This is a genomic window from Nocardia barduliensis (assembly GCF_013315795.1).
Classification (GTDB): domain Bacteria; phylum Actinomycetota; class Actinomycetes; order Mycobacteriales; family Mycobacteriaceae; genus Nocardia; species Nocardia barduliensis.
The window spans coordinates 1-735 of the sequence record NZ_JABLTE010000282.1 but is presented as its reverse complement, the minus strand read 5'-3'; the positions used below and the strand labels follow the sequence as shown (position 1 = coordinate 735).

Sequence of the window (735 nt, the reverse complement as noted above, 5' to 3'; positions counted from 1 at the left end):
GGCACCCAGCACACCCGCCACGAACGACCAGGGAGACGAAAAGCCATGATCGACACCCGCACCGCCGACGCGAACCCCGCCGACGAGCTGCTCGACCGAATTCGCGCGATCGGCGAGGACGAACGCGCCCGCGAACAACGCCTTCACCAACGCGGCATCTACTCCGAATCCGCCACCGACCGCGCGGCCCACCACGAACGGCTCGAACACCTCGCCACCCTCATTGCGGCATTGGACAACCACCTCGCCACCGGCGGCCCGCTGCCCCAGGCTTGGACCACCCCCGGCGAGCCGCGCCGACAATCCGCCGCCCCCTCAGAGTGATCCCTCACACCGGACCACCTCGGCTCACCGCCACCACCACGCGCCGCGTGGTGGTGGCGGCCTCGCCTCCCGGTCGTCGCGCCCGCGCACATCGACTCGGGTGAGCGCACATCGACTCGGCGGGAGAATGTCAAAAAGTCGAATTCGACTCGTACTGTGTGAATTTCGGCGGCGGATGAGAGGAATTCGGGGCACGGATTTTTCTTTCACGGCCCGCTTGACATCGGCACCGGTATCGAGCGTCCATGTAGGGGGGACGACGCCGAAAACCCTGGGGATTTACCCCGACCGGCGTGGTTTCCGTCCCGGCCGGGACATGACCGAACACCCACCCAAAATCCCGAAATTCATGGAGGGACCCGTCATGTCCACACGCAAGAAGAAGCCCCCTGCCAGCAAGCGCCCGAACCC

General features: G+C 66.3%; 1 protein-coding gene. It reads left to right on the top strand.

From position 1 onward, the window contains the following. On the top strand, window positions 1-324 hold a 324-nt coding region (locus tag HOV91_RS39215; RefSeq protein ID WP_217441619.1), incomplete at its 5' end, for a hypothetical protein. Window positions 325-735 lie beyond the last annotated feature (411 nt).